We start from the raw sequence: 23,913 nt of genomic DNA, 5'->3' as shown, positions 1-23,913 counted from the left end.
AAAAGCATGGAACTTCTTAAGATAGTATATGGGTAAATAGGATTAATCTTCTTTACGTTTGCTTGAAACGGCAACCATACCTGCTCCTGCCATAACTGCAATTGCTGCTGCTGTGAAGAATGGATTTGTAGCATTACCTGTTGAAGGAAGTTGTTTTTCTTCTTTCTTAGCTTCTGCTTTTTTCTCTGCTTTAGCTGCTGGTGCAACTTTCTTAGCAGGTGTTAATTCTGCCATTGGTACTGATTGACCTGGTTTTTCTGGAGTTTCAGGCATTTCAGGTTTCTCAGGTGTTTCTGGAGTTTCTGGTTTTTCTGGGACTTCAGGTGTTTCTGGTTTGTCTTCTGGTTTTGCTAAAGCGGCAAGAATCGCATCTTTAAGTGCTTTAACACCTTCAACTGTGTTTGCACCATCGATTTTATTGATGTAGAAGTCACTTACGCCTGCTGCAGCTAATTCTGCTTTCGCTGCTTCTTTAGCTGCTGCTAAAGCATCTACTTCTGGTTTGTCTTCTGGTTTTGCTAATGCACCAAGAATTGAATCTTTAAGAGCGTTAACGCCTTCAACTGTATTAGCACCATCAATTTTGTTGATGTAGAAGTCGCTTACACCTGCTGATGCCAACTCTGCTTTCGCTGCTTTTTTAGCTTCATCAAGAGCTAATGCTTTCATTGACGCCAATGTTGCATCTTTAAGAGCGTTAACACCTTCAACTGTGTTTGCACCATCGATTTTGTTGATGTAGAAGTCGCTTACACCTGCTGATGCCAACTCTGCTTTCGCTGCTTTTTTAGCTTCATCAAGAGCTAATGCTTTCATTGACGCCAATGTTGCATCTTTAAGAGCGTTAACGCCTTCAACTGTATTAGCACCATCAATTTTGTTGATGTAGAAGTCGCTTACACCTGCTGATGCCAACTCTGCTTTCGCTGCTTTTTTAGCTTCATCAAGAGCTGATGCTTTCATTGACGCCAATGTTGCATCTTTAAGAGCGTTAACACCGTCAACTGTATTAGCTGTATCAATTTTGTTGATGTAGAAGTCGCTTGCGCCTGCTGCTGCTAACTCTGCTTTCGCTGCTTCTTTTGCTGCTTCTTTTGCTGCTTCAAGTGCAGATGCTTTTACATATGCTAAAGTAGTTTCTTTAAGAGCTTCTACTCCAGCTAATGTCTTAGCACCATCAATTTTACTTACGTAAAAGTCGCTAACGCCGGCTGCAGCTAATGCTGCTTTAGCATCTGCTTTGGCTTTATCTAAATCTGCTTTACTATTAATTGCATCCTGTTCAGCTTGATTAATTTCAGCACGCAATGAATTTAAAGAATCAATATCTGTTGCAGCCTGAATTTTTGATTCAAATTCATCCTTCTGAGCTTGAGTTAAAGCTTGCTTTTCAAAGAGATTATCCAATTCTTGAACTTTAGAATCTGCCAAAGCTTCTGCGTATTCCGCTGCTGGTTTTTCTTGATCTGCAATTGATGCTTTTATAGCAGTAATAGTGTTATTGAAATCAGCTTTTGCACTAGCCATTTCAATTGTCACATTCATAAGTTCATTAACATCTGAACTTTCCATTAATGTTTTCACCGCTTTATCAATAGCAAGTTGCAACTTAGCAGTTGCTACACTACTCAATTTAGCATCTTCACTGTTAATTAAATCATATGATTTCTTAATTTGTGAATCTAAATCACTTACAGCCGCTTGCATAATTTCCACATTAATATTTGATGAAGGTTCGGCAGCTTGTGCTACACTAGTTCCTACAATCAACGCTGCTGATACTGAAGCTAGTCCGAATCCTGATTTTCTCAAGTAGTATTTCATCTTCTTGTTTTCCATGTTCCTATTCCCCTTTAAATATTTTACGGAAGTTTTATTTTAATTATCTCTGCGGATAACCTTATTCTAATTAGAATTTTTATCATTCCTTAAGTCAATATTAAAAGTCATTTTCATTTATTTACAATCACTTTCTTTGCTCAACCCTCTAAAAATCCATTAAAACCTTTTGAAATAAGAAAAAACATAATTATCTGAAAATTAGATAACTAGATTTTTAGTTTGTTTTGTTAGAAATTTTAAATTTGACTGACTATTTAATTGCTATTTACAATTCTGCGATTTGATATAATTCCACTTCAGCTACTGTCTCAGAACCAAACATGTTAAGCAAGAGTTTAACCTTGTTGTTTTCAATTTCGACAACACGGCCTTCTTGACCCATAAAGGCACCATCAATAATTTGAACCACGTCACCTTCTTTGATGTTGGTATCAAAGACATCAACGGTTTGACCCATTGATAATAAGATAGCACGAATTTCATCTTCAAGTAGTGGGGTTGGTTTTGAACGGTTCCCGTGTGATCCTACGAATCCGGTAACGTTTGGCGTGTTACGCACGACAAACCAAGCTTCATCGGTCATGACCATCTCCACCAAGACATATCCTGGGAAGCGGTTTTCTTCAATTTCTTTCGTTTGACCGTTTTTCTCCACATTGACCGTTTGTGTAGGAATCTCTACACGGAGAATATTGTCTAGCATATTGTAGGTTTGCGCTCTTTGGAGAAGGTTTTCTTTCACCTTGTTTTCGTAACCTGAGTAAGTTTGTAGGACGAACCAGCCCTTGTCAAAAGAATCTAACATCTTTGATTTCCTTTCATTATAAAAAAGCCATGATAGGCTTTTGCGAGGTTTCTTCCCCTTTATTATAGTAGAAGACAGACAGGCTGTCAATGAATTACACAAGCTTGCAGCCTCTAAACTCTTTTCTCATAAAGATACTAAAAAAGGTTGAGACATATGTCTCAACCTCAGATTGAAGACAAACTGGTCTAAACCTCCAGTTTGTCTTTTCTTTTACTATCATTATGATGATTTGCCTCATTTTGGCAACTTTCAGGCAAAGAAATAAGGCTATTCCAGCCATCCATTTGCTGTATTTTTTCAGATTTAAACACGCTAAAGTAAGCCCAAGGGTTGCCCCCATTTTGGACTTTCCTTTTAATCTCGTATAGCGTAAGTTATGGTATTCTTTAGCTGTCCCAAACAAGCGTTCAATAGTCTCTTTACGCTGTTGATAACGCTCTTTCATCCCTAGTTGGTGTCGGATGTCTTCGCAGACTTCTAAGTCATCTTTCCATAAATGACGTGTGATGACTTTTTGGTGGTTCTTCGACTGGGTACAAACTGATAAAAGAGCACAAGTCTGACAAATAGCTGGACCGCTTTTATACTCACGGTAACCGTCTCGATTAGTCGTTGAATAGTGCAAAGGTTGGTTTTCTGGACAAAGATAGACATCATAATACTCATCATAGATAAATTCTTTTGGCCGAAGCAGGTCCTTTTTACTATGAGGTCTTGTATAGGGAAAAACTGGTATGACACCTAGAGTTAATAAGTAATGAGCGATGCTTGGGGTTTTATAACCAGAATCAGCAATGAGATAATGAGAGTTCAATGCTTTAATCTTGTCAAAGAGTTCAGGAAATGCCTGACTATCATGGACATCTCCAGCGTGAATACTATACCCCAATGCCCAACCATGTTTATCACAAGCAACTTGAGCGTTATAAGCGAAGACTTATTTATGCTCTCCTTTATGAAACCAACCACTATCAGGGTCTGTTGTAGACATTTTCTTACTTGCGGGCTCTTTTTCTTTGGCGAGCCTTAAGGACTTTTTTCCGTGTTTCTCCCTATCTTTGGCAATTTCCTTCTCCAATTGGTCACTCATAAATTTAGCTTGTGCCTCAACTTCCTGGTTGATGTATTTGTAATGATTAGCAGCTGCCTTGATATGAGTCCCATCCACAAAGATTTCGGTAGGATCAATCAAACCAGCATTGAGGCAGAGACCTAGAATATGAGAAAAGATGGCTTCAATGACTTGTTTATCTTGGAAACGACGGCTGTAGTTCTTGCCGTATGTTGTGAAATGAGGCGCCTTATCTTCTAGAGTCAAGCCAAGAAACCAGCGGTAAGCTAAATTGACTTCAATTTCTTTGATAGTTTGACGCATAGAACGAATGCCAAACAGACATTGAATCATAGGAATATTAATCAACATAACGGGATCCAAACTAGGACGACCATTATCAGCACAATAACTATCTTCAACTAAGTCATAAATAAATGAGAAATCAATGGCTTGGTCAATTTGACGTAAGAGATGGTCTTTAGGGACCAACTCATCTAAGCTATAAAAGCCAACTTGATTACGATTTTAGTTCGGATTTTCTTTGTGGAACATAGAGAGACCTCCTAGAGATTCTTGTCTTTATTATAACTCTTAGCGAACAAAAAAGCTCTAGAAATTCATTTTTCTAGGGCTTTGTCTTCAATCTGAGGTTGAGACATATGTCTCAACCTTTGCTTTTCCCAAGCTGTTTTAGGAATTAAAAATAATTAATAAGTGATAAAACTCCTTTTGAGAGCAACTGGTCAAAGATGAAGATAATCACCGTAAAGAAAGCTGTGTACTCAAGTACTGAGATAAAATCTTTCCAACGTTGTTTACGATCTGGCCATGTTGTGTCTTTCAAGAGTTTAAAAATGCCACTGATGAATGTCATTTGTCTCTCCTCTAACGTGTTTCTTTGTGCAGGGTGTATTTTTTACAATGTTTGCAATATTTGTTAACTTCTAGGCGTGTTGCTCTAGGTGTGCTACTTACCCCGATAGAGTAATTGCGGCTACCACACTCGACACACGCTAGGCTTGCTTTTTTCTGTGCCATAACGCCTCCGTAGACATTATTCTAACATGAATATCATTTTTCCGCAAGCTATCTGAAATAGTCCACGATATCTTTCCAGACGGACTGTGCTTTTTCTCGTAAGCCTGATTGATCGACTGCATCCGATAAGGATTTGGAAGCTTCCTCAGCTGACTTTCTTAAGCCATCAATGATGGACTGATAATCTAAGGCAGTCTCGGTCTGGGTTTCGTTGATGCCATAGACAGCCGCAATACCATTTTGAGCATAGGCGTTGTCTACCTTGAAAGATGAGCCCTTAGTATAAGGCAAAATATAGGAGGCTTGCGTGCTGAAAATGGCCGAAGCTGTTCCCGCACTCGAATCGGATAAATAATGATTCTCGTCTGTCTTGTCAAATCCAATCCACTGACTAATAACCACATCCGGTGTATAACCAATAACCCACTGGTCTCCTGAAAGATCTGGGTTAAAGTCTGTCTCCGTTGTACCTGTCTTACCGGCTAAGGTATAGCCATAAACGTTGGCATTAACGCCTGTACCATTAGAAAAGGTTCCAAGCATCATGCTAGTCATCTTGTTAGCGACTGATTGGCTGACCACGCGCTTAGGCTTATCTGTGAAGGACTTGATGACCTCTCCTCTAGCATTTTCAATACGGCTAATCAAGTGGGCTTTATGCATGACCCCATCATTAGCAAAAGCCGAATAAGCTTGAGCCATCTCAAGAGGATTGGTCGTGACACTACCTCCTAGTGCTACCCCTAGTTCTTTAGGGGTCTTTGTCATGTTGAGGCCAAACTTCTGACCATAGCTAAAGGCCTTATCAATCCCCAGTTCTTTTAAGGTAGATACTGCAGGGATGTTGTAAGAATTGGCTAGCGCCTGATACATAGGCACATCTTCTGATTCGTAATTGCCGTAGTTATGTGGCTGGTAGCCATCAAAGTCTTGAACGGTATTAGGTAAGTCCTCTTCAATAGACCACCCACTTGCTAGAGCTGGTGCATAAACTACAAGTGGTTTAATCGTGGAAGCTGGACTTCTCTTAGACTGTGTGGCGTAGTTAAAGCTTCTAAAAGGCTGGTCAACGGTACTATTCACACGCCCCACCAAGCCTCTGACAGCTCCTGTCTTAGGATCTAGCGCTACACTTGCACCTTCTGATGTGGTCCCGTCAAAAGCAGAAACAGGAAAGAGGCTAAGATTGTTAAAGGTGGTCTGCATCCCCGTCTGGTAATTCTGATCTAGCTCGGTGTAAATCTTATAACCGTTGTTGACAATATCTTTTTGAGAAATACCGTAACGAGAGATAGCTTCATTAATGACCGCATCAAAATAAGAAGGGTATTGATAATTCTCTGTTTTTCCCACATAGCTATCTGCTAAGCGATTGCCCATTCCAATGGTTTGAGCTTGGCTGGCTTGTTCCTGGCTGATTTTTCCAGCCGCAACCATAGCTCCCAAGACCGTATCACGACGAGCAGTGGCATTCTCAATGGAATAGTAAGGGTTATAAATTTCAGGCCCTTTAAGCATACCAGCTAAGGTAGCTGCTTCATCTAAGGTCAAGTTAGCTGCTGAAGTACCAAAATATTTTTGACTGGCATCCTCAATGCCCCAAACCCCATTTCCAAAATAGGAGTTATTGAGGTACATGGTCAGAATGTCATTTTTACTGTATTTTTTCGTTAATTCAAGGGCTAAAAAGAACTCACGCGCTTTACGCTTGATAGTCTGATCCTGTGAGAGGTAAGCATTTTTGGCTAGCTGCTGTGTGATGGTCGAACCACCACCAAAGCGTCCAGCCGTTACCACAGCCAGGATAAAGCGTTTGAAGTTAACCCCGTTATTACTATAAAAAGAACGATCCTCGGTGGCAATAAACGCATTTTCAAGGTCATCCGAGATAGCATCCAATTCCACATAGGTGCCTTTTTGTCCAGATAGGCTCCCCGCTTGCTCCCCAGCATGGTCATAAATGACTGTCGTTGCTTTTAACGCATCTTGCAAGTCCGATACCTTAGCTGTTTTTGATAAGTAAAAGAGATAAGACCCCAAAATCAATACCATACTTCCTACTATTATAAGTAAGAACTTACCAATATGGTAACGACGCCAAAAACGACGCATAGGGTTTTGAGGCGAAGGCAAGACAGCTTCTAGCTTTTGCCTCCAAGGCGACAGCTTCTTGGGCTTATCTTGATAGGCTTGACTCCGCTGAAAGGCTGACTGAGAGCTTTGGGAAGCATCCCTTGCTTGTAAGCCTTCCTCGTTTTCTAAAAAAGGATCCTCTTCCCAATCATGAGCTCTTTGCTCAGCCTCTTGCTTTGCAGCCTGTTTTTGCTGATAGCGTTTTGGGAAGAATTTTTTTTGTAACAATTCTAAAAATGTCATCAGTTAATCTATCATTAAGTCATCCTAAGAGACTGTGATGTGTTTGGAGTAAGCAACGGCATCCACTTGAAAAAGCAACCCATCTGCACCTCCAGAATGAGCAAACTCTGTCTGAATAGACTTGCGTGCAGGGTATTTACCGTTGAAGCGTTCTTTGATGATTTTTTCCATGACAGGGATATTCCAGACATCTCTAAAGAGACAGTCCATTTGGACAACTGCTTCTAAGGTAAGTCCCACCATGCTTAAGCGTCGCTCCATTTCATCAAAAGCACCATTAATTTGACTCTCGATATCTTGTCCTAGATTACCGCAGCAGTAATTTAAAAAATAAAAATCACCAGCTTCCACAAGTCCCGTGTGTGCCCACTCTTCATTCACATCATAGCGTCTAATAGTATTCATGACTTCTTCCTTTGTTGGTTCAGTATCTTTTCATATTATAACAATTTCTCCTCAAATCCTATATCAAAAAACTACCAGCTAGCTGTTTTTAAGCCTTTTTCTTGTAATATGCTATTTTTTAGAAGGAAAAAGCCTTATCTGACCTATCTCCAACTAACGAAAACTACCATGCTAAGACTAAAAAATGCTATAATAGGGTATCACTATCATTTAGAAAAGGAATGTCTTATGAACAAATTTCAAGCCTTTAAAGAAACCCTATCCCCTAATAGCCTCAAAGCCATCTACGATGAAACACGTCTAGAAGTGGCTAATGATAAGCGCGAGGGTACAGAAGCCTTCTCTGCTGCTCTTGCTACTCAAATGGCCATCAATCTCTTAGAAAAATACCATGCTTGGCTTGATGAAGACAAGAAGTAAGGAGCAGGGCTTTTATGTAAGCTTTGACAATCCCTACGAAACCACGACGGTCAAAAGCTTTCTCGAAGAAAAGCTACTGATTCCACGTAAAATCAGGCATTTTTTGCGGGTAAAAAAACATATCTGGATCAATCAAGAACCTATTAACTGGCAAAGTCCCATCGCTAAGGGGGATACTGTCACCCTCTTCTTTGACCAAGAAGCCTACCCTGCTAAGACAATTCACTTTGGCAATCCTGACTTAGTTGATTGCCTCTACGAGGACGAGCACCTTATTATTGTCAACAAACCCGAAGGAATGAAAACTCACGGTAACCAGCCCGAGGAGTTGGCTCTGCTCAATCACGTGTCGGCTTATATTGGTCAGACAGCCTATGTGGTCCATCGCTTGGATATGGAAACTAGCGGTGTCATTTTGTTTGCCAAAAATCCTTTTATCTTACCCATTCTCAATCGCCTATTAGAAAACCGAGATATTCACCGCGATTACTGGGCTCTAGTTCAAGGGAGCTTTGACAAAAAAGAGATGACCTTTAGAGATCCTATTGGGCGTCACAGGCATGACCGCCGTAAACGCCTTGTGGACCCTAAGCAGGGACAAAGAGCTATCACAGAGGTCAGGGTACTTAAAACTTTTGCAAGCTCTAGTCTGATTAACTGCAAGCTCAAGACAGGTCGCACTCATCAAATCAGGGTGCATTTGACCCATCACAAGCATCCTCTCTTAGGAGATCCTCTCTATTATCCTAGTTCACCAGTCAAACGCCTCATGCTGCATGCCCATCAGCTCTCTTTTAGGCACCCTTTGACCAATCAAGACCTTTGTATCAAGGCTAAGTCTAATAGTTTTGAAGCCATATTAGCTAATGAAACAGCACTCAAAAAAGTAAAACCCTGAAGTCTAGTTTTCTTCAGGGTTTTGTCTTGTTTTTAAGAATTTTTCGCTTATAACCACTCGTGGTAACGTTTAATATATCGCGCTTTTACGTAAGTCACTAATAGCAAGTAAGCTAATAAGACCAAAAAGAGGCTAATAAAATAAAGTAATGGCAAAGGAGAGAGTTTAAAAAGATTTGCCAAGGGACTAAAAGGAAGTAGGGTGACAAAGGCAAGTCCTAAAAGCGTACTAACTAAGAGTAGCGGAGCGGGTTTACTTTGTGTCAAAGATAGCTTAGCTGACCGTAGAAGGTAAATCACCAAGGTTTGTGTCCACATAGATTCGATAAACCAGCCTGTCTGAAAGACAGTAACAAAGAGACTTTTATCACTGACCATGTGATAGTGTCCACCTAAAACCAGTGGTGCTATCAAAAAGAACATAATAGCATAGGTCAAAATGTCAAAAATAGAGCTAATAGGTCCCATCCATAACATGAAGCGTGTGATGGACTTGCCTGTCCATGAGTGAGGCTTCTTCAAGAATGCTTGATCCACATGATCAAAAGGAAGAGCCACACAGCTTAAATCATAAATCAGATTAAGCACAATCAAATGAATTGGTGACATGGGTAAAAAAGGAAGGCAAACACTGGCTACCAGTAGAGAAAAAATATTACCAAAATTAGAACTAACCGTCATTTTGATGTATTTCGTCATGTTAGCATAGACTTTACGACCTTCTATTATTCCTTTTTCTAAAACCATAAGGTCTTTGTTGAGTAAGATAACATCTGCCACTTCTTTAGCGATATCTACTGCGCTATCAACTGAAATTCCAACGTCTGCCACTTTCATCGACGGGGCATCATTGATACCATCTCCCATATAGCCCACTTTATGACCGTTGGCTTTTAAAGCATAAATAACACGTGCTTTTTGCTGTGGAGATAATTTGGCAAAAAGACTTGTCTTTTCTACTTGAACTTGTAATTCTTGGTCTGACAGATTTTCAATGTCTGAACCTAATAAAACCTGAGTGATATCAAGCCCTACCTTCTCACAAATGGTTTGGCTCACTTTTTCGTTATCACCAGTTAAAATCTTAGTAGCAACTCCATGTTTTTTTAAGGCTTCTATGGCAGGGGCAGCGGATTCTTTAGGGGGATCCAAGAAGGCTAAATAACCCATTAGAATCATATCTGATTCATCAGATACTGTGAAGTCCAATGTTTCTGAACTAAAGCTTTTATAACTTATCCCAAGGACGCGTAACCCCTGTTGGTTGAGGTCATCCACTGCGTCCAGGATATTTTGACGGACAGCTTGCGTCATAGGTAAAATAGCATCCCCATCTTTAACCCAGTTGGAAATACCTAGCATCTCTTCTAGCGCACCTTTTGTCACCATTCGTTTTTCTTTTGTCTGGTCTGTCACCATGACACTCATGCGACGTCGTTCAAAGTCAAAAGGCAGTTCATCGATTTTAGTGTAACGCTTGTCTAAGTCACGTAAAAAAAGATGTTCCTTAGCCTCTCTATGAGTGCGTCCAATAATAGCATGATCCAATAAATTTTTAAGGCCAGTCTGGTAATAGCTGTTGAGGTAGGCTTGCTCAATAACTGATAAATCAAGCTCAGCATGAATATCTAAAGGGTATTCCAAAACCACCTCATCTTGAGTTAAGGTGCCTGTCTTATCTGTACACAAGACATCGATAGCCCCTATATCTTGAATGGCATTCAACTTTTTAATAATCACCTTTTCTTTAGCCATGACAATAGAGCCTTTAGCTAGACTAGCAGTGATAATCATGGGAAGCATTTCAGGAGTAAGGCCAACTCCTACGCTAAGAGCAAAAACACCTGCCTCTAACCAATCCCCATCTGTCATGCCATTGATGAGAAAAACTAGGGGCACTAATATTAACATCAAGCGGATGAGCAACCATGAGATGTGTTCCATTTCTTTTTCAAAGCTAGTGGCTTCATCAATAGCTGTCAAACTTGCTTGAATAGAACCAAACTGCGTGTCATTTCCTGTCACAAGAACTAAAGCATAGGCACTGCCACTAATGACATTGGACCCCATAAAAGCAAGGCATTGTGCTTCTAATAATGATTCTGCTTGTTCTTTGTTTTGACCATGACTTACTTTTTCAACTGGCTCGCTTTCACCTGTCAAGCTTGATTCTTGAACAAAAAAATCTCGCGTTTCAAACAATAGAACATCAGCTGGTAACATATCCCCCGCACTCAGATGAATCACATCTCCGACCACCAAATCTGTGATGGGAAGGTCTGTTTTTTGCTTGTCTCTGATAACGGTAGCTTTGTTGACAATCATTTCAGATAAATGGCTTGTAGCTTTATCGCTTTGGAGCTCTTGAAAAAAACGAATAGCTCCTGATACTGCTACTAAAAATAAGATAATAATGACTGTTGTAGGATCTTTTTCCCTTGATGCTGCCCATAAGACATTGGTCAAAAAAGAAACCAAGGCAATTACCAACAAGATAAGGGTAAAGGGGTTGATAATGGCATCGTATAATTTAGACCATAAGCCAGGTTGATTAGGCTTGATAAATCGGTTAGCCCCGTATAGGGATTGATTAATAAGGACTTGATCTTGGCTGAGTCCTTCTTGGCTACTCTTTAGTTCAAGGAGTGTTTGCTCTACTGGTTGTTGGCAGGCTTGTAAGAGTCTTTCTCTTGTTGTTTTCATTTAAAAACCTCATCTTCTACCAGTCAGAAAGATGCCGACTGATAGCTTTCTAATCGTAATCTCTTGTTGACTTATCGGATGATCATCGCTCGACATCTTCACCACTCCTTTCCACAAAAAATAGGGCTTACCGTCGCAAGACGATAAGCCCTATTAATGCACACTAATAGATTCTCTCACCGTTCAAGCTTTAACATCATAGGGCGATGAAATGACATTAGTCTGTGCCTTAACGACAAAGACTGCTGACCAGCGTATAGTGTCTCCACTATTTTGCGGTAGTCATCCGTATCCCTATGGTAGTCTCACCTACCGATTTAGTTAGTGTCAGTATAGTCCTATTAGATTTATTTGTCAACCCTTATTTTAAAAATAAGCAAACCAAATTTAAAGTTGTCCAGAAGTGATAAAAACAATCAATCTTAAAATGGTGAAAATTCCTAATAAAATAAGTAGTACTATGGTATGTAGTTTTCGTTTGAGGTAAAGGTAACCCACAAATTCTCTGATAAAAGCATTTAAGGTGAAATAGAGCTTGGTCTTGGCACCATAGCCACGACAAGGACTCTTTAAGGCTTTAGCATGGAGCAAGGCTCTAAACAAATGGTAATAGTTAGTTACCAAACAAAAATGCTGTGACTTGGTCATGAGTTTTTTAGAAAAGAGGATATTTTCCCGAGTATTGCGCGATTGGTTTTCCACTAAGATTGCTTCTTCAGGGACACCTTGTGCTATGGCATATTGATACATAGCTTCTCCTTCTGCAATTAGCTCATCTTCTCCTTTACCGCCTGACATAATCAATTGACTGCCAGGATTTTTTTGATAAATAGCAATGCCCTTCTTGATACGGCTAGCTAGCAGGGGCGTGACTTGGTCACCATTTAAGCCACTACCTAAGACCACAATATAATCTGGATGATCAGGTTTGAGGTAAAAAGTGTTTAATAGGCTAGACAACGTATAAATAGAAGCCAGAATAAACAAATAAGTAATCATCAAGGCCACCATCTCATAGGGAATTTCCGAAAAGCGGAAGTATTCAAAACTTCGTTGCAATAGACCTGTCACAAATGGATAGGAAAGCATCCCAACCCCCATAGCTAGCCAGAGTAGATTTCGCATGGAAAAACCTTCTCGTTTGAGTAGGCGGATACCATTCACAATAAAGAGTAAAATTAAGGCGAGGGGGATAATCATTAAGATAAAAGCAAGTATTGCTGCAGCTATCCCTGCAAGAAACAACTGTTCTTCTGTTAAATCAGGGTTTTTAAAAGCAAAAATGGATATCAAAAGGCAGAGCATTGAAACCCCAGCTGCGGCTATAAGGCTTGTTCCTAACCAGAGTGTTCTTGGTTCCTTTAGATAGATGATTAGAAAAAGCAACCAAAAAATGATTGGTGGAATGATAAGGTAAGACATGGCTATTCCTTTCTCGAATGATAACTGTCATTGTTGACTGAATAAAGGGGAAACAAGAGGATTATGGCAACATCATATCAACGGCCATCCCTTTGCCAGGATGACTGTGAACATGGATTTCACCGTCATGTGCTGTGATAATTTCTTTGACGATGGCCATGCCAAGCCCTGACCCTTTATGGGCTTCACCTGTATTCGTTCCTCTGTAATAACGATTGAAAAGTCGTGGTAAATCCTCGTCACTAACCCCTTTACCATCATCAACAACCCAAATATGAAGCTTGTTGTCTTCCACAATTTTAATCAGGATATTGACTACTTTGTCATTGTGAAGGATGGCATTGTAGATTAAATTAGCAATGGCCCGCTTCATTAATTTGATATCTACTTGACGTTCAATTACTGGCAGCTGACTTTGGAATTCTACATGAATATGCTGGTACTTGGGATCATTGAAAACCTCTATGATGAGTGATTTAACTAGGCTAATTAAATTTACCTTTTCTTTATGCAAGAGAGACTGTCTATTTTCCAATTGCATGACTAAATTAAGGTCAGCAACCAAATCGGTTAAATAATCAGCTTTATTTTGAATAATGTCGGCATATTGATTGATTTCAGACTTGTCTAGGGGCATGTCCGATTCCAATAATTCGGCATAACCTTTTATCGAAGCTAGCGGAGTTTTGATATCGTGGGTCACATTAGCCACCCAGTCTTGTCTCATCTTTTGAATCTCTTGACGCTCAATTTCATTACTCTTTAAGCGTTGAGACAAACGATTAATTTGCTCAAAAACAGTTTTGTAAATACCTTTACTGACTAACGGTTGCTCCAAGTTAGCTGTTGATAAGTCAGCAATACTGGTCACCATTTTATTAATGGGCTTGGTTAGATGAAGGCTAAACAAATAGCCTAACAATAAGACCGTAATCACATCAATCAGGATAACGGGCCAAAAAGCATTTCTGACTGTCCATCAAAGGTTCCGGCATATTTATAGCCATTGACCAACTCAATACTGTCGTGATGAGTTTTGACTGCCTTAGGACGTCTGTAACTCGCTACTTCATTGTTTACTTGGTCTAGCACTTGAATCCACAAGCCTTTTTGATCAAGAGAATTCTTGCCTGCTTGAGAAATGCTCACTTGTCCATCTGAAACAGTAATATGCTTAGAAAAGCCTCTCACATAGGTTTCTACTTCTTCATTGACACCCCGTTTGGCTTGATAGCTATAGGTTAGTAGTATAATGGCTAAAAAATTAACCACTAAAATCAAAATAGCAACCAGACCAACACTTAGAGTGTATTGTAAGGTTAATTTCTTTTTCATTTCTGGGTATCACCTGGCATCAATTTATAGCCCAATCCTTTTACCGTTAAGATATGTTTGGGATGAGAGGGGGAATCTTCTAATTTTTCACGCAAGCGACGAATATGGACGGTGATGGTATTGTCAAAACCAAAATAGTCTTCTCCCCAAACTTCTTGTGAAAAACGCTCTTTGCTAATGATTTGTTGGCTATTTTCAGCCATAAAGAGAAACATCTTGTATTCTTTGGCTTTTAGTGGAACAAGAACACCATGCTTCCACACGGACATGCTTTTGGTATTAATCCGAAATGGTCCCACTTCAATGATTTCAGAAGTCTCTTCTTGAAGGGAACTTTTTTGGTTGGCTTGACCATAGCGCTTCAAGTGAATCTTAATTCTAAGCAATACTTCTTTAACGCTAAAAGGCTTACTAACTATAATCATCCGCACCTGTAGCTAAGCCAATTACCCGGTCCATCTCATCTCCTCTGGCAGACAAAAACAAGACAGGAATATCTGAGCTTTGGCGAATGGTCTTACAAATATCATAGCCATCAATATCTGGTAAGGAAATATCAAGCAAGGCCATGTCAATGGCTTCTCTTTTAAAGATGTCTAGAGCTTCTCTTCCATTTTTAGCCAGATAAATATGAGTAAAACCTTCTTTTCGCAAGGAAATATCAAGCAATTGCAAGAGGTCTTCTTCATCATCAACAATTAAGATTGGTCTATCTAGTACAGCATTTTCCATTGGCTTTCTCCTCACTCTTCTATCATACAATAAAAGCCACTATTGAACAAACCATGTAAAGCCTAAAAACAGCCGTTTTTACTACAAATAGCCATCTTTAATGTTACTTTGTGTCGATTTAAGGTTAAGTTAAGGTTGGGGTTAGCTTGTCATAAGCTTAGAGCATTAAACTAGTCCTATAGAAAAGGAGATCTTATGATTACACTTGACAATATCAATAAATACTACGGTGACAGGCAAGTTATCCAAAACCTAAGCCTCCACGTCAACAAAGGAGATATCTACGGGCTAGTCGGTCTAAACGGAGCCGGAAAGACTACTATCTTTAAAACCCTACTCGGACTCAGTCATTTTCAAAGTGGCCAAATCAGTATCAATGGCCGATTCAAGTCAGAAGATTTGGCCAGCGAACGTCAAAAAATCGGCTTTTTTATCGGAAAAAACTTCTTTGATTACTTATCCGCCGAAGACAACCTTCGTTATTACTGCCGTCTAAAGCAATTAGACTGTGCTACTGAAGTTCCTCGCGTTTTACAATTAGTCGGTCTAAAAGGGGTTAGAGCACCTTTTAAGAGCTTCTCTATGGGGATGAAGCAACGCTTAGGCATCGCCAATGCCCTACTTGGTTCACCTGAAATCATCATCTTAGACGAACCCGTCAATGGTTTGGACCCGCAAGGCATCATTGACATTCGTCAACTGATAAAAAAACTTAACCAAGAACAAGGCATTACCTTCATTGTCTCCTCTCATATTTTGGGAGAGCTGGAACACACAGCAACTCGTTTTGGCATTTTAGACCAAGGAAAAATCATCAAAGAAATCGAACAAGATGATTTACAAAGCCTTGGAAGCATTATCGAGATTCCTGATAACTTTTATGCTAGCGCCTTATCCTTATTGGAAGTCAACAATATTCCTGTTTTAACTTCCGGACAGAAAAAACGGTCTCTAGAAGACTACTACTTTGATTTAATCGGAGGTCAACATGAATTACATTAAAGCAGATTTGATGCGTATTATTAATAAAAAATCATTTATTGCCACTATTGGCTTATACTTAGCAGCCTTTCTAGCACTCTATTTTATCTTATTCAATCCCCATCTCACCTCCCAACAATTCCTCTTAAAAACAGATATTATCCCTTCTTTTTTCCCCGTTGTTCTGGGAGTAGCTATTTTTCTAGCAGTTTATCATGATGATTTTAAGAGCAAGTCCATGCAGGTGGCAATCGGTTTTGGGATTTCTCGACAAAAAATTATCCTTATTAAGTTTTTAGAACAAGCTCTTTTGACACTGACCACAGCTAGTCTCTCTGCTTTCTTAATGTGGTTAGTGCCTTACCTGACTGGAATCCCCTTAACCTCAGATGAAAACCTTGTTTTGGCTACTCACTGGCTGCTTCAAGCCATTTTAGTCATTGGCTACATCACCTTTGCACAAGTCCTAGTCTTTTATCAACAACAAGCTATCTCAGGTTTGATTCTTTATATCTTGCTTGCAACCAATACCATTTGTGGCCTTTTATCACTAGCCTTCAACCACTTTTTAAAAGACAGCTCATTTAACCCTAGTCCTGCACTTTTCAAAAACCTCTTACAAAAGCTTATCGTTCAATTAACAGATGGCCATCTGGAATGGCTTTCTCTAATAGGAGTACTAGTTTACCTTATTCTGCCTATCATTGTGACTCAAAAGCTCTTCAAAAAGAAAGAATTAGAATTTTAAGGAGAAAGTCCCTATGAAAAAAACCATTTTCTTTTTTACCATGATTGCCGCTATCGGTCTTGCCGTTTGGGGTAAACAATATTACACCGATCGCTATGTGGTTGATGATTATTATTACACCCAAATTCCTTTGGATAGTGACAATAGTAAAGATTCCTATTTAAAAGATAAAGACGGCAAGGACATCAAAGACTTACCTGGTAAAGTATACCCCTTAAAAGCTTTTAACAAAGAAGGCAAGGAAAAAGAGCTAGAAATCACTTTTCGAGGCACCAAAAAAGATTATCCTGCTCCAGGAAGCTATGTGGAAGTCGAACACTCCAAAACCATCATTGTTGGTGAACGAATCATTTCTCAAGAAAAAGTTCCTCAAAAGGCTTTACAAGCCATTAAGGCCCAAAGCAACAGTGCCCATTCACATTAGAGAAAGGAGAAATCTGTGACCAAAAAATTCAGCCTAAATGGCTTTCAACTTAAACTCATTGGAGCTCTCCTTATGGTGGGCGATCATATTCACCAAATGTTTTATTACGCTGCTGACTTTACCATCCTTAATATGCTTGGTAGAATGGCCCTTCCTTTATTTCTCTTCATGTGTGCTGAAGGGTTTTACCACACACGCTCCAAGACACGTTACAGTCTGCGCCTGTATATTGCAGGAGCTCTCATGATCATTGCTACAGACATCATTAGTAGTGTTTTTCCTATTCATGTTCATTCTGTCGTTTTGATGAACAATATCTTTATGACCATGTTCTTAGCTACCATAGCCATGAGAGCAGTTGACTTGATTAGAGAGAAAAAAGTAGCCAAAGGAATTCTCCTCTTTTCTTTGCCAATCTTCAGTAGCCTATTACCATTTCTATGCGCGCAAAATCCATTTTTGATACAATTAGCTTTCTTTATTCCCTCTTACCTTATGGTAGAAGCTAATATTGTAGCGATTATCCTAGTACTATGTTTTTACATTTTTAGAGAGAAAAGAACTATTCAGTGCCTTTGCTTAATCATCGTTTCCTTTATTACAGCTGTTGCTGTTCCGGATTTTAGTATCATGGGACTCTTTAATGGCCAAAATTACCAATGGATGATGGTCTTTGCTATTTTTTTAATATCTCTTTATAATGGTAAGCGTGGAAAAGGCAGCAAATACTTCTTTTACATTTTTTACCCAGCCCATATTTATGGCCTTTACCTCTTAGCTTACTACTTGCTTCAATCAGGTATTGTGTAATATCCTAATCATTAGATGACTGTTGATATCATACTAACTTTTGAGAGAGAAAAAAGACCCCGAAATATGATTTCTGGGTCTTTTGTTTGAAGAAAAAGTCACTTTTTACTACTTTCCTTAGGTGCTGTCGGACGGTAGCGATTTCTTAGAAGAATTTTAGACACTTTCAGCACGGCGGAAATAGCCTTAATAAGCTCGCTTTCGCTCGCAGAAATAGGACATTTAGTAAAACCCTTGCAAACCCCCTCATCCTATTGGTATAGGGAGATGGGGTTCGTCTACCGTCTGAGCCCAGAAATCATATTTCTGGGTCTTTTGTTTGTCTCTGGACAATCTTATTGTTTTTTAAGTTCTATACCTGGTAAGGGTTTACTATAGTCAAAGTCACTATTAAGACCAGTCTGCCAAACAATAGGATGAGCTGTTTGACCTGCAACTTGGAAGCCAAAGGCGTATTTCACATTCATCCCTCCTAGCCCACCACCTGGGGTTAGGACACTGGTATCAGTCCCTTGATCAAGCCTATAAAGGTAAATACCTTCTCCTTTTTCTTCTACTTTTTTCACCTTAACCGACTTAGACAGGCCTGGGGTGTTAGGGTTCTTATAATCAATCTTAGTCGTAACAGTGCCATCTTCACTCAAGGTCATACTGATAGACATGTCAGACTTTTGTCCTAACCATGTCCCTAAGAGTGCTTCAGGGAAAAGCGATGGCGCTTTGACTTGATTGTCTTCACTAGCAACTGTAATGGATTTAGCACCTTTTTGACTGACAAGGTAGTTTTGACCGACTTTCTTAACAGGCATCTTTCCAACTAATTCTTGACGGACATTTCCTGAAGTCGATTTGGCAGGATCCGTTTCCTTATTGTAAAGAAAATCATAGGTGGCCGAAAAATCAATAAGGTAACTTTTCTTACCAACTTGTGTTACTTTTGTCAGTAATATTGAGGGAGTACTTAGAGAAGAGGCTTTTCTAATATCAGTTTGAAATTTAGCTTGAACAGATTCCTTTAAGCCCTTGTAAAAATCGTTATTAGCGCCTTCTTCAAACAAGGTAGCAAATTGAGCAGAATCTTGTCCTGCATTGAGATAAGCTAGCAACTGATCAAAAGCAGCCACTAGGAGTTGACCTGCTTTGTCGTCTCCAAGCAAATTATCAACAGTAATCTCCAGCTGAGACCCATTCTCAATAGGAGCTAAAGGATGCTTAGATGACTTGAGCTGACCATCTGGGAAACGCTTTTTAATCATGGCTTGTGCTGTTTCAGTGACAGGGTAATCCTCTACTTGAAATTGACCATCTGATAAGGTACCGACGCGATTGTCATCAAAGTAAAGCTCTCCATCTTTTACATTACTGACAACTGTGAAGGTCTTAAAGAGAAGACTTAAATCCAACAACTCATTTTGCCCATCGTAAGTTTTACTAACTTTGATTTTGTGATTTTCATGATAACCATAGACACTTGCTCTATAATCTGCAGCTGGTAAGCGTTCGAGGGTTGTGGTGAAATTTTCTGAATCTGAGACAGCTACTTTTTTATCATTTAACAGAAGATCCAGATTGGGGAGGTTAGTTTTTAGGGTTAAGCGGATGGGCTTCACAGCTATGCGATAATCCGGGAAAATGAGGAATTTGCGCCCCACCGACTTGACGTAGAGCTCATCTTCTGGTCCAGCCTTTTTCAATCGCTCTTTCTCTGCTGCTACATCTGAGGATTTGAGTCTGCTAAAACGAGTATAGCGTGCTTCATCGTTAGTGATCTGCTCATTGGTATCCGCCCAGACCATATACTCTTTAATCTGTTCAAAAACCGCTCCTGATGAGCTTGACTTTGCTGCAACATAAGCATTGATGCGATTTGTTTTCGAATAATGAAATGCTCCAAAAGCTAACAATAAGAGCAAGAAAAGAGCCAAAAGTGCCGAGGCTATTTTAACACTTTTTTTCTGAAAATATAGTTTCATATCTACTTCCTATCCTTTTTCAACTTACACCTATTATACCAAAATTTATTAAATTGAATAATCTCTTCTAATCTTCCCTATTTTCTCCGTCATTATCACAATATTTAGATAACTAACAGTTTGACAAGTTCTTAGCAAAAACTTGAATTTTTCAAAGCCAGATTTATAATGTTTTTGGAAGCGTTATCAAAATCGAGGAGGTTTCAGACGAAAACCAAAAAAATGACAATAAGCCTATTAGCTGTTGCGACTGCCCTTTGTTTTCAACCCGTCACCTATGCCTGTACCGGTTTCATTATCGGAAAAGAGCTAACTAAAGATGGATCTACTCTCTATGGACGTACCGAAGACTTAGAACCCAACCATAATAAGACCTTTGTCGTTAGAGCAGCCAAGGATAATCAAGAAGAGGACATGTGGGAAGACCTATCCAATGGGTTTAAGTACCCTTTACCTTCACATTCTTATAAATACACTGCTGTGCCAGATGTTACTCCAAAAGAAGGCGTCTATGACGAAGCAGGTATCAATGAATGGGGTGTCTCCATGTCAGCAACAGTTTCGGCGTCAGCCAACGATGCCATTCAAAAAATCGACCCTTATGTCAAAGATGGGCTTGCTGAATCTTCCATGGCCAGTGTGATTTTGCCAAGTGTGAAGACAGCTCGCCAAGGGATTGAATTGATTGCTCAGATAGTAGCTGAAAAAGGCTCTGCTGAAGGTAATATCGTGACCATAGCTGATAAAGAAGGTATCTGGTATATGGAAATCCTTTCAGGTCACCAATATGCTGCTATTAAATTTCCTGATGACAAATTCGCTGTTTTTCCCAATACCTTTTACTTAGGACATGTCAATCTAGAAGATAAAGACAGCACCATTACTTCAAAAGACCTGATGACAGTGGCTCAAAAAGCCAAATCCTATACCGAAGTAGATGGGAAGTTTCACATATCTCGCTCCTACAATCCACCGCTAGATGATGCCAACCGATCACGCTCTTTCTCAGGCATCAAAGCGTTAGATCCTGATTCAAAAGTAACCTACAAAGATAAATCCTATGAACTCTTTCAAAGCACTGATAAAACCTTCAGCTTAGAAGACGCTATGGCCTTACAGCGCAACCGCTTTGAAGGTCTTAACCTCAAACCTTTGGATCAGATGGAACTAGATAGCAAAGGTAAACCAAAATCCAAAAAAGCCACTAAAGGCTATGCTTATCCCATTTCAAATCCTAACGTCATGGAAGCCCATATTTTCCAACTCAAAGACGATATCCCTGACCAAGTTGGAGGAGGGGTTATGTGGCTTGCTATGGGAAGCCCAAGAAATGCCCCTTACCTACCTTACTTAGGCAATATTAGCCAGACCTATGAAGCTTATCAGGAAAAAAGCACATCTTACAATGGAAAATCATGGTATTGGACAGTTTCTCACATTAACGATTTAGTGGCTGCCAATCCTAAAAAATTTGGCCATCAGGTTATTGATGAAATCAAATCCTTAGAAAAAACTTGGATTGCCGAACAGAACAAAAGCACCAAAGAAATCAGTGACTTAGTAGCCAGTGACCCCAAAGCTGCTCAAGAAAAAGCTGATAAGGTTTCACTAGATCGCGCTGAAAAAACTTTCAAACGCTTAAAAGCTATTGAAGCCAAATTGGTTAAAGAAAGCGGTGAGAAAGCCTCATCAAAAAATACTAAATCATAACAAAACGTTAAAAAATGACTCTCTATGCTGTCTTACTTTTCCTAACCTAGGAGAAAAAAGGCAGCTTTTTAAATTTGTAAAAAAAGCTAACCAGCTTTTCTAACGAAAAACTGATTAACTTAGGAAGGGGTTATGAAAAGAATTAGTTATCCATTGGTAACTAACCATTATTTAGGATAGTTATAGTATATTCTTTCTTGCTTAAAGAAACCTTAAGCCAAAAAATGACAAGAAACCTCTTTCTCCCCTTTTTTCTTATGCTATACTAAAAAGGAGGTAAATCTGATGATAGAAACGATTAAAAACTGGGTCAATATTTGTGTCAAACATAACGATATGATTTTATTACTCCATAGGCAACATGATAACTTCCCAGGATGGATTCAGCCAGGAGGGTAAAGTCGAGCCCTGCGAATCTTTCTTTGAAGCGGCTTTACGAGAACTAAAAGAAGAAACAGGCCTCACAGCTTTAAATCTTCAATTAAAGGGCATTTCTGGCTTTATCAATCCTGACAAAAAAGAGCGCTATGTCTATTACGACTTTCTATGTGAATCCTTTGAAGGAGAGCTACTGACAGAGTCGCGTGAGGGATTCCCAAAATGGCATGCTATAGCAGACTTGGATAAGCTGGATATGCAAAAAGATATCCGTGAGCGTCTACCTCTTTATTGGCGAAAGGGCCCTTTTGAGCGTATTCACTACTGGTCTGAAACCGAAAAAAAGGTGGTAAAAACTGCTACACACCTTTATGACTAAGCCTTCTTACGCATCATAAGAGCCTGGGACAAAAGTTCGTCAACAATTAGAAAAAACGAACAAAGATAGACTTAAAACTTTGAAAAGCTGTCTTTGTTCGTTTTTATTTCTATTTTGTTAACAAATCAGAACAGGTAATGTAGAATTTCTAAAATGAAAATCTTTTTGTCCCAGACTCTTTTGCTATTCGAAAGACTTGACCCTCACTAACAAAATACTTGAAAAAGCCAAGACGGCCACCGCTAGATAAGCGGCTAAGGCGGTATGTTGTGTGGCTATAAATACCATCAGCATAGATAGTAAACTTGCTATACATGTTAAGAGAAAACCTAAGGCAGACTCAATCGCTCCCATTTTATCTTTTGGAATATGCTTAAAGAACAATTCTTGGAGTCTAGGATTAATGACTCCCATGAAGAAAACATTCCCAAAAGCTCCAAACAGAATCACGGCAAATTGAGAGAAGAAGATCCCTAAAACCATCACAAAACCCATCATTTGAGAAAAAAGCACAGCCCTTCGCGTCGATAAGCTCTTTCTTAAGATTGTCGTGCTGATATTTCCCAAAAGCATGCCGACAAAAATAGCAATGGATAATAAGCCTAAAGAAAAGCCAACCGATAAGCCCCAAAAAGGATGCTTAATCAGCAATAAGCTTGATAAAGGAACAATCATTCCCAAAATGCTTTGTCCAATAGCTAAGATAACAAATAACTTAAGTATTGTTGAAAAGCCAAATAAGACCCGTAAGGACTGCCACATATGGCTGATATAATTTTTCAAATTAAAGTCTGTTGTTTCTGGCAGTTCTTTTTCGTAGCTCTTCAAATCCTTGCGAATATAACATGAGCCTAAAAAAGTAAAAAGAAAGGTCAAGGCGTTGATCATAGCAAACCACTGCAAACTGATAAAGCCTAAGGCTAAGCCTCCACAAAGATTTGCGAAAACTTGCACAATACTTACAAGTGCTTGATTAAAACCCATAGCCTCAGCAACATCATCACCCAGTAATTTGATAAAAATAGGGGTTAGCATGGAGCCTGAAAATCGACCGAGTGTATCTGATACAAGATTAATAAGACAAATCAAGGCAACACTGACAATGGTCAATCCACCTCCTGATAAGACTGCTACAAAACTGTAGAGCAAAAACTTGGCAAAACCCATAATCAGCATTTTGTTGATTCTATTTTTTTGAAAATCCGCAAAGCTCCCTGTAAATAACTGCAATAACTGTGGTAATTCCTCTGAAGCAGTAATCAAAAAAACCGCCAGTGGTGCAAAAGCATAAGCCGATACAGCCTGCATAATGGCCAGATAAAACATGGTATCACCCAATAGCGAAATAGCCTGATTCAGCGATAACTGTCTAAAGTCCCTATTTTTAAAAAAGACATTCATCCTTCTTACTCCCTATCTAAATGACATAAGAATTACTCTTATAACATTGTCCAATACCTTCCACACCTTCTCGCACC

21 protein-coding genes, 2 pseudogenes and 1 riboswitch are annotated in these 23,913 nt (G+C 39.4%); of the genes and pseudogenes, 8 read left to right on the top strand and 15 right to left on the bottom strand.

Annotation, left to right across the window (positions count from 1 at the left end; genetic code table 11):
- Nucleotides 1–42: 42 nt before the first annotated feature.
- The 7 genes and pseudogenes from STRIC_RS00245 to STRIC_RS00220 form a co-directional block, all read right to left on the bottom strand.
- A complete protein-coding gene (locus STRIC_RS00245; RefSeq protein WP_008087266.1) occupies nt 43–1,839 on the bottom strand; it encodes an albumin-binding GA domain-containing protein in 1,797 nt (598 codons plus the stop codon).
- 268 nt (nt 1,840–2,107) lie between these two features.
- Nucleotides 2,108–2,647 carry a transcription termination/antitermination protein NusG gene (nusG, locus tag STRIC_RS00240; protein WP_008087338.1) on the bottom strand — a complete coding sequence of 180 codons (540 nt, stop codon included), beginning with the start codon at nt 2,645–2,647 and terminating at the stop codon, nt 2,108–2,110.
- Nucleotides 2,648–2,741: 94 nt separating this feature from the next.
- Nucleotides 2,742–4,256: pseudogene (locus STRIC_RS00235) on the bottom strand (IS1182 family transposase).
- 145 nt (nt 4,257–4,401) lie between these two features.
- Nucleotides 4,402–4,578 (bottom strand): preprotein translocase subunit SecE, encoded by a 177-nt coding sequence (secE, locus tag STRIC_RS00230; RefSeq protein WP_008087208.1) that lies wholly within the window; start codon nt 4,576–4,578, stop codon nt 4,402–4,404.
- Nucleotides 4,579–4,589: 11 nt separating this feature from the next.
- A complete protein-coding gene (gene rpmG / locus STRIC_RS11665; RefSeq protein WP_083835405.1) occupies nt 4,590–4,742 on the bottom strand; it encodes a 50S ribosomal protein L33 in 153 nt (50 codons plus the stop codon).
- A gap of 48 nt (nt 4,743–4,790) precedes the next feature.
- On the bottom strand, nt 4,791–7,118 hold the full coding sequence (gene pbp2a / locus STRIC_RS00225) for a penicillin-binding protein PBP2A (RefSeq protein WP_008087047.1): 2,328 nt from the start codon (nt 7,116–7,118) through the stop codon (nt 4,791–4,793).
- A 24-nt stretch (nt 7,119–7,142) separates the two neighbouring features.
- Entirely contained in the window at nt 7,143–7,523 is a 381-nt protein-coding gene (locus STRIC_RS00220) for a RidA family protein (RefSeq protein WP_008087025.1), read from the bottom strand.
- 228 nt (nt 7,524–7,751) lie between these two features.
- Between STRIC_RS00220 and STRIC_RS00215 the strand changes: the two genes are divergently transcribed.
- Together STRIC_RS00215 and STRIC_RS00210 are read left to right on the top strand one after the other, a co-directional pair.
- Complete coding sequence (locus STRIC_RS00215) at nt 7,752–7,943, top strand: hypothetical protein (protein WP_008087090.1); 192 nt, start codon at nt 7,752–7,754, stop codon at nt 7,941–7,943.
- Nucleotides 7,927–8,841: an RluA family pseudouridine synthase gene (locus tag STRIC_RS00210; protein ID WP_008087218.1), complete on the top strand. Its 915-nt coding sequence runs from the start codon at nt 7,927–7,929 to the stop codon at nt 8,839–8,841. The genes STRIC_RS00215 and STRIC_RS00210 overlap by 17 nt, the downstream gene beginning before the upstream one ends.
- Before the next feature lie 47 nt (nt 8,842–8,888).
- On the opposite strand, the gene mgtA is transcribed toward STRIC_RS00210, so the two are convergent.
- From mgtA to STRIC_RS12310, 6 genes are all read right to left on the bottom strand, one after another.
- A complete protein-coding gene (mgtA, locus tag STRIC_RS00205; protein ID WP_008087023.1) occupies nt 8,889–11,543 on the bottom strand; it encodes a magnesium-translocating P-type ATPase in 2,655 nt (884 codons plus the stop codon).
- A 168-nt stretch (nt 11,544–11,711) separates the two neighbouring features.
- Nucleotides 11,712–11,867: riboswitch (M-box (ykoK) riboswitch) on the bottom strand.
- A gap of 63 nt (nt 11,868–11,930) precedes the next feature.
- On the bottom strand, nt 11,931–12,965 hold the full coding sequence (locus tag STRIC_RS00200) for a YdcF family protein (RefSeq protein WP_008087382.1): 1,035 nt from the start codon (nt 12,963–12,965) through the stop codon (nt 11,931–11,933).
- 61 nt (nt 12,966–13,026) lie between these two features.
- A complete protein-coding gene (locus STRIC_RS00195) occupies nt 13,027–13,902 on the bottom strand; it encodes a sensor histidine kinase (RefSeq protein WP_156033560.1) in 876 nt (291 codons plus the stop codon).
- A 5-nt stretch (nt 13,903–13,907) separates the two neighbouring features.
- The gene (locus STRIC_RS00190; protein ID WP_008086928.1) at nt 13,908–14,300 is read right to left on the bottom strand and encodes a hypothetical protein; all 393 of its coding nucleotides are present in this window, start codon (nt 14,298–14,300) and stop codon (nt 13,908–13,910) included.
- Complete coding sequence (locus STRIC_RS12315) at nt 14,297–14,686, bottom strand: winged helix-turn-helix domain-containing protein (RefSeq protein WP_200857357.1); 390 nt, start codon at nt 14,684–14,686, stop codon at nt 14,297–14,299. The genes STRIC_RS00190 and STRIC_RS12315 overlap by 4 nt, the downstream gene beginning before the upstream one ends.
- Before the next feature lie 25 nt (nt 14,687–14,711).
- The gene (locus tag STRIC_RS12310) at nt 14,712–15,032 is read right to left on the bottom strand and encodes a response regulator (RefSeq protein ID WP_008087241.1); all 321 of its coding nucleotides are present in this window, start codon (nt 15,030–15,032) and stop codon (nt 14,712–14,714) included.
- Between the two features lie 195 nt (nt 15,033–15,227).
- Here STRIC_RS12310 and STRIC_RS00180 point away from each other — a divergent pair, with 195 nt between their 5' ends.
- From STRIC_RS00180 to STRIC_RS00165, 4 genes are read left to right on the top strand one after another with little or no spacing between them, the layout of a single operon-like run.
- Nucleotides 15,228–16,034 carry an ABC transporter ATP-binding protein gene (locus tag STRIC_RS00180; protein WP_008087235.1) on the top strand — a complete coding sequence of 269 codons (807 nt, stop codon included), beginning with the start codon at nt 15,228–15,230 and terminating at the stop codon, nt 16,032–16,034.
- Complete coding sequence (locus STRIC_RS00175; protein ID WP_008087333.1) at nt 16,021–16,761, top strand: hypothetical protein; 741 nt, start codon at nt 16,021–16,023, stop codon at nt 16,759–16,761. The genes STRIC_RS00180 and STRIC_RS00175 overlap by 14 nt, the downstream gene beginning before the upstream one ends.
- 13 nt (nt 16,762–16,774) lie before the next feature.
- Complete coding sequence (locus tag STRIC_RS00170) at nt 16,775–17,185, top strand: DUF1093 domain-containing protein (RefSeq protein ID WP_008086944.1); 411 nt, start codon at nt 16,775–16,777, stop codon at nt 17,183–17,185.
- Nucleotides 17,186–17,200: 15 nt separating this feature from the next.
- The gene (locus tag STRIC_RS00165; RefSeq protein ID WP_008087078.1) at nt 17,201–17,995 is read left to right on the top strand and encodes a TraX family protein; all 795 of its coding nucleotides are present in this window, start codon (nt 17,201–17,203) and stop codon (nt 17,993–17,995) included.
- A gap of 335 nt (nt 17,996–18,330) precedes the next feature.
- On the opposite strand, the gene STRIC_RS00160 is transcribed toward STRIC_RS00165, so the two are convergent.
- Nucleotides 18,331–19,968, bottom strand: coding sequence for a zinc ribbon domain-containing protein (locus tag STRIC_RS00160; RefSeq protein ID WP_008087186.1), 1,638 nt, complete (start codon nt 19,966–19,968; stop codon nt 18,331–18,333).
- A gap of 222 nt (nt 19,969–20,190) precedes the next feature.
- Between STRIC_RS00160 and STRIC_RS00155 the strand changes: the two genes are divergently transcribed.
- Entirely contained in the window at nt 20,191–21,678 is a 1,488-nt protein-coding gene (locus STRIC_RS00155; RefSeq protein ID WP_008087247.1) for a C69 family dipeptidase, read from the top strand.
- A gap of 285 nt (nt 21,679–21,963) precedes the next feature.
- Nucleotides 21,964–22,435, top strand: a pseudogene (locus STRIC_RS00150) (NUDIX domain-containing protein).
- Nucleotides 22,436–22,618: 183 nt separating this feature from the next.
- Here the strand turns inward: STRIC_RS00150 and STRIC_RS00145 are convergent.
- Nucleotides 22,619–23,836, bottom strand: a complete 1,218-nt coding sequence (locus tag STRIC_RS00145; protein WP_008087341.1) for an MFS transporter — start codon at nt 23,834–23,836, stop codon at nt 22,619–22,621.
- Nucleotides 23,837–23,913: the final 77 nt, after the last annotated feature.

This window comes from Streptococcus ictaluri 707-05, assembly GCF_000188015.2.
Classification (GTDB): domain Bacteria; phylum Bacillota; class Bacilli; order Lactobacillales; family Streptococcaceae; genus Streptococcus; species Streptococcus ictaluri.
Note: the sequence above shows the minus strand (reverse complement) of the source record. Positions and strands in the feature narration are given on the sequence as shown.

Excerpts from the sequence above, each read along its gene's own strand:
- STRIC_RS00245 (WP_008087266.1), bottom strand. The coding sequence starts at position 1,839 with ATGGAAAACAAGAAGATGAAATACTACTTGAGAAAATCAGGATTCGGA.
- nusG (WP_008087338.1), bottom strand. The coding sequence starts at position 2,647 with ATGTTAGATTCTTTTGACAAGGGCTGGTTCGTCCTACAAACTTACTCA.
- secE (WP_008087208.1), bottom strand. The coding sequence starts at position 4,578 with ATGACATTCATCAGTGGCATTTTTAAACTCTTGAAAGACACAACATGG.
- rpmG (WP_083835405.1), bottom strand. The coding sequence starts at position 4,742 with ATGGCACAGAAAAAAGCAAGCCTAGCGTGTGTCGAGTGTGGTAGCCGC.
- pbp2a (WP_008087047.1), bottom strand. The coding sequence starts at position 7,118 with ATGACATTTTTAGAATTGTTACAAAAAAAATTCTTCCCAAAACGCTAT.
- STRIC_RS00220 (WP_008087025.1), bottom strand. The coding sequence starts at position 7,523 with ATGAATACTATTAGACGCTATGATGTGAATGAAGAGTGGGCACACACG.
- STRIC_RS00215 (WP_008087090.1), top strand. The coding sequence starts at position 7,752 with ATGAACAAATTTCAAGCCTTTAAAGAAACCCTATCCCCTAATAGCCTC.
- STRIC_RS00210 (WP_008087218.1), top strand. The coding sequence starts at position 7,927 with ATGAAGACAAGAAGTAAGGAGCAGGGCTTTTATGTAAGCTTTGACAAT.
- mgtA (WP_008087023.1), bottom strand. The coding sequence starts at position 11,543 with ATGAAAACAACAAGAGAAAGACTCTTACAAGCCTGCCAACAACCAGTA.
- STRIC_RS00200 (WP_008087382.1), bottom strand. The coding sequence starts at position 12,965 with ATGTCTTACCTTATCATTCCACCAATCATTTTTTGGTTGCTTTTTCTA.
- STRIC_RS00190 (WP_008086928.1), bottom strand. The coding sequence starts at position 14,300 with ATGAAAAAGAAATTAACCTTACAATACACTCTAAGTGTTGGTCTGGTT.
- STRIC_RS12310 (WP_008087241.1), bottom strand. The coding sequence starts at position 15,032 with ATGGAAAATGCTGTACTAGATAGACCAATCTTAATTGTTGATGATGAA.
- STRIC_RS00180 (WP_008087235.1), top strand. The coding sequence starts at position 15,228 with ATGATTACACTTGACAATATCAATAAATACTACGGTGACAGGCAAGTT.
- STRIC_RS00175 (WP_008087333.1), top strand. The coding sequence starts at position 16,021 with ATGAATTACATTAAAGCAGATTTGATGCGTATTATTAATAAAAAATCA.
- STRIC_RS00170 (WP_008086944.1), top strand. The coding sequence starts at position 16,775 with ATGAAAAAAACCATTTTCTTTTTTACCATGATTGCCGCTATCGGTCTT.
- STRIC_RS00160 (WP_008087186.1), bottom strand. The coding sequence starts at position 19,968 with ATGAAACTATATTTTCAGAAAAAAAGTGTTAAAATAGCCTCGGCACTT.
- STRIC_RS00155 (WP_008087247.1), top strand. The coding sequence starts at position 20,191 with ATGACAATAAGCCTATTAGCTGTTGCGACTGCCCTTTGTTTTCAACCC.
- STRIC_RS00145 (WP_008087341.1), bottom strand. The coding sequence starts at position 23,836 with ATGAATGTCTTTTTTAAAAATAGGGACTTTAGACAGTTATCGCTGAAT.